This is a genomic window from Vitiosangium sp. GDMCC 1.1324, from assembly GCF_003044305.1.
Lineage (GTDB): Bacteria > Myxococcota > Myxococcia > Myxococcales > Myxococcaceae > Archangium.
The window spans coordinates 1-4625 of record NZ_PZOX01000066.1; the positions used below are offsets into that span (position 1 = coordinate 1).

General features: G+C 63.2%; 2 protein-coding genes. Both read left to right on the top strand.

The genetic code is table 11. The features are described from left to right. Nucleotides 1–1179: 1179 nt before the first annotated feature. Complete coding sequence (locus tag DAT35_RS57835; protein ID WP_108077980.1) at nt 1180–1578, top strand: oxidoreductase; 399 nt, start codon at nt 1180–1182, stop codon at nt 1576–1578. A gap of 171 nt (nt 1579–1749) precedes the next feature. After that, nucleotides 1750–3573 carry a chondroitinase-B domain-containing protein gene (locus DAT35_RS57840; protein WP_233262332.1) on the top strand — a complete coding sequence of 608 codons (1824 nt, stop codon included), beginning with the start codon at nt 1750–1752 and terminating at the stop codon, nt 3571–3573. Nucleotides 3574–4625: the final 1052 nt, after the last annotated feature.

The window sequence follows — 4625 nt, forward strand, 5'->3', positions numbered from 1 at the left end:
CCGAGGGGCGCGGCTTCTACCACCGCTGCGCCTGGAGTCAACCGCCTTCGCCGACTCTCTTTTCCGCCTACCTGGCTTCGTCGCCTTCGCGACTGCTGCCTCGGTGAGGGGCGCGGCTTCTACCACCACCGCGTTGGGAGTCAACCGCCTTCGCCGACTCTTTTCTTCCCACCCACCTACCTGGCTTCGTCGCCGCTGCGACTGCTGCCTCGGTGAGGGGCGCGGCTTCTACCACCGCCGCGTTGAGAGTCAACTCCGTGCTGCCGACCCCGTATTCCGTTTTTCAACTCGTCCGGACTCTCCGCCGCCATTGCGGCTTCGCCTTCCCGTCCGAGGGGGCGCGGCATCTATCACCGCCACGTCGGGAGTCAACCGCCTTATTCGGCCGACCATCCCGTCGAGAAGGTCTGGCGCATGTGGAGCTCGAAGACCCCGTGGGGGGAGACACTGCTACTCGGCTACTTCCTCTGCCTCGTTGGCCAATACCCCACGTCGACCCCCACCGATCCCCCGCCCCCAGAGAGTGCTCCTGACGCTGGATTGGTGCCATGCCCCCACGCATCCGCACGACCGCCTCCTGGCTCGCTTCAATCTCCAACCAGAGGAGCAAGCGCGCAGGCAGTCGCCGTTGGATCTACTTCTCCGTTGGCCCACGGATGACGTGCTCCCAGACGAGTAACCAGAGGCCCGACGCTCCTTCAGCCATCAACCGGGAAGCGTCGCGAGCCGCATCCGTCTTCCGACCCCGCAACGGTGTCCAGAGTCGTCCTGCCCCCCTCACCATTGGCCGCCCTGGCTTCGCGCCCGTGAGAACCTCGAATGGATGGGAGAGGAGACGGGCACCTGGAATGTCAGGATCCACCTGAGTGAAGAAGATGTGCGTGGAGCCGCCGACAGCGGGCAATTCATCCTCCAGGCGATGGGGCGCTCCTCCGCTCGATTCAAGCGCACCAGAGACAGAGTGCCGCGCTCCGTAGCGACACAGCCGCTCCGGTCCCTACCTGTCGTTTTCGCACACACCAGGGGCACGATGGAGAAGCTCGCGGCGGACACGGGCGACGACCTGGTGCTAAGCAACTCACGAGACCCGGAGACCATCTCTCCGACCTCGTCGCAAGCCTTGGCCCGAAGGACAGGGCGGGCACGGTCCGGCAGGACTCCGAAGCGGGCGACCTCGTCGTGGTCACGATTCCGCTGAAGAACGACAAGTCGGTTCCGGTCGAGCCGCTCGAGCGCACGAGCGTCATCGGCACCAACAATGACAACCTGTCGCGCGATGGGCAGAACACCGAGCTCGCCCCCGCGAAGACGACCATCAGCGAGTTGCCTGCGCACCTGCCATGGTCGAAGGAGCGCAAGGTCAACCACATCTGGTTCGAGCACCTCAAGGTGCGGGGGGAGCCCGCGGGCTCGAAGAATCGCCGGGCGCTGGCCATCGCCCGTGTCGGCGCCGAGGCAAAGAAGACCGTGGCCGGCTCGATCAACGCGAGCGGCTTCGACGTAGTGGATGCCGACCCACTTTCGGAGGAGTGGCGCATCCAGCGCCGGCGCCACGCCGAGCTCGAGACGCAGGGCTGAGCTTCCCGCCCCCCATTGCCGAAGGACACCTCGTGCCCGTTGCGCCTGACCCGGCCAGCTCTCACATCTCTGGAATATTTGAATTCCAAACGAGAACAGGAAATGCGGTATAGCGGCCTGGAATCGCGAAAAGGAATGAGAGGAATGCGCATGGCACACCGGAAGCTTGTGATGAGTTCGAGTCTGCTCCTGGCTCTGGCTCCGTCCCTGGGATGGGCGGCGGATGACAGGTTGTCCATCCCGGGAGCCTCCGTGACGGCGAGTGCGGATGACGGCAACCTCCCGGCCAACACGGTGGACGGGGACCTGAACACCCGCTGGTCGGCGCAAGGTGATGGGCAGTGGATCCAGTTCGACCTGGGTGCCCACAAGAAGGTGGCCTATGTGAAGATCGCATTCCTGAACGGAGCCACCCGGACGTTCACCTTCGACATCCAGACCTCCACGGACGGCATCACGTTCTCCACGGAGCGCTCGAAGGCAACGAGCAGCCTGACGAGTGGCCTCCAGACGTTCGACTTCGCGGACGTGGGGTCCGCGCGTTACGTAAGGCTCGTGGGGTACGGCAACACGTCCAACGCCTGGAACAGCTACCAGGAGGTGGAAATCTACGGAAGCGCAGCGGAAGCGGTCCCGAACGTCTTCACCTCCGCCCAGCTCACCACGGCCCTCGCCAACGCAACCGCGGGCACGACCCTCATCCTGGCGGACGGCACCTATACGAACAACGGCGCCTTCATCCTCAAGGGCAAGAACGGGACCGCCGCGAGCCCCATCACCATCAAGGCAGCGAATCGGGGGAAGGCCATCATCTCCGGCGGCGCATCCATCCAGGTGGTCGGCTCATCCCACGTCATCATCGAGGGCCTGAAGTTCACGAACACCGGCAACAGTGCCGTCGTGCTCGAGGGCTCCAACAACATCCGGCTCACCCGGAACACCTTCGCGTTGATCGAGAACGGTACCAAGCTCAAGTGGCTGCTCCTCAAGGGGAACGGAAGCAATCACAACCGGATCGACCACAACGACTTCGGAGGAAAGAGCGACCCGGATCCGGTCATCGCCATGGATGGCAACTACTCCACGCAGATGACCCAGTATGATGTGATTGAATACAACTATTTCCACGACATTGGACCGCGTCTCAGCAACGGATTGGAGACCATCCGCCTCGGCCTGTCCGACGTGTCTCAGCTCGATGGCCACGCCACCGTGCAGTACAACCTGTTCGAGAACTGCGACGGGGATCCGGAATTCATCTCCATCAAGAGCGGCCACAACACGGTCCGGTACAATACGGTCATCACCTCGCAGGGACAGCTCACCGCGCGTCACGGCAACAACAACAGCATCTACGGCAACTTCATCCTGGGTGATGGCAACAAGTCTGGCGTGGGAGGCATCCGGCTCTACGGAACCGACCACAAGGTCTACAACAACTACCTGGAGAAGCTGACCGATGACGCCCTTCTCATCGACGGGGGTGACTTCGACGGAGGGCCGACCTCCAGCAACTACACCGAGGATGATCTGGCAAAACACTGGAGGGTCTACCGGTCCGAGGTCGTGAACAACACGATCATCGACAGCACGACGGGGATCCTCATCGGGAGGAAGTATACGTATGCACCGGTGGACGTGAAGGTCGCCAACAACCTCATCCGGAATACGACGGGAACGCTCTACAACGAGTACAAGACGAGCAACACGCTGTTCCAGGGAAACATCGGGTATGGCGGGACCCTGACCAACAAGTCGCGAACGTCCAGCGAGATCCGCAACGTGAATCCGTCGCTGACTACGGTCGACGGCCTGCAGAAGCTGACGTCCACGAGCCCTGCCATCAATGCAGCAGTAGGCACGTACGCCTACGTCGCGGAAGACATGGATGGGCAGATCCGCTCCATCAACGACGTCGGCGGGGATGAGTACTCCACCGCCAGCATCGCCAACAGACCGTTGTCGTCGGCCGACGTCGGTCCGAACGCACCGTAGGGAACGAGAAGGAATGGGGGTCCGGAAACCCTTCCACGAAGAGCCTTCCGGCAGGGTTCCGAGCGAACGGCACCATGCGTTGGAGGCGCTCTTCGCGGATCGGCTCGAAGAGAGGTGTGGGGTGGTTTGGCGGCGGGCGCAAGAAGAAGCGCACGACACCCGCCAAAGCGGCCACTGGCCTCGTCCCTGCGGCCGAACGAATGGTAAGGCCAACCCTCAGAGCTGACGACCCCCCTCCCATTCGCTGCTCGCAGAGGCACAAGAAGGAGCGGAACCCCAGCGTTCTTGAGGCCATGCTGTATGACCACGTGACCCTGCTGAGAAGAGCGTGCCGGCAGCGACTCGAGTCGGTCCGCCCTGCGCTGAAAGACGCTCAGGATGGCACCGCCTCCCGAAGACCTGGGGACCATGAGCAGGCGGCCACCGACACGCCCCCTCCCATAGAGACTGGCTGATAAACCAAAGACGCTCGCGATGACCCTCTTCTCGAGTTCCTGCGTCATCTGCTGAACGCAACGCAACAACCCCCTCGATGGCTACCGCTACGAGCCGGTCCACATCGAGGACCGGAACAGCGACGTGCGCGTGGGGGGGCAACACCTTCACGGAAGCTGGCCCGGATACGTCATGGCGCAGCCACGTCTTCATCATCAGCGGCTCGCACCATGTCACCGTCCGCAGCCACCACTTCGACGACAGCTCGTTGCGGTTCCAGCTCGGGACGCAGAAGGGAACGAGTGTGATGCAAACTGTGGACGTGAGCGTCGTCGGCAAGAAGGAGCACCGGCGCGCGTGGGGAACGCGAGCGATGGCGGCAACTGCGACCACGCGGACTGGGCGGACGCGCATTTGCTCGAGCCGGTCCCAGCGAGGAGGCTCCCAGCGCGATGGAGCCGGAGTGTCCATCTCATTGCGGAAGACCGGAACGAGTTGCGGATCGTGGAGTTGGAGTTGCGCTACATGCAGCAGCAGGAGTTGCTGCAGGAGCTGAGCGAGGTGCTGTACGAGCAGCAACGCGAGCTGAGCGCGCTGAGGGCGGAGGTGGAGGCGCT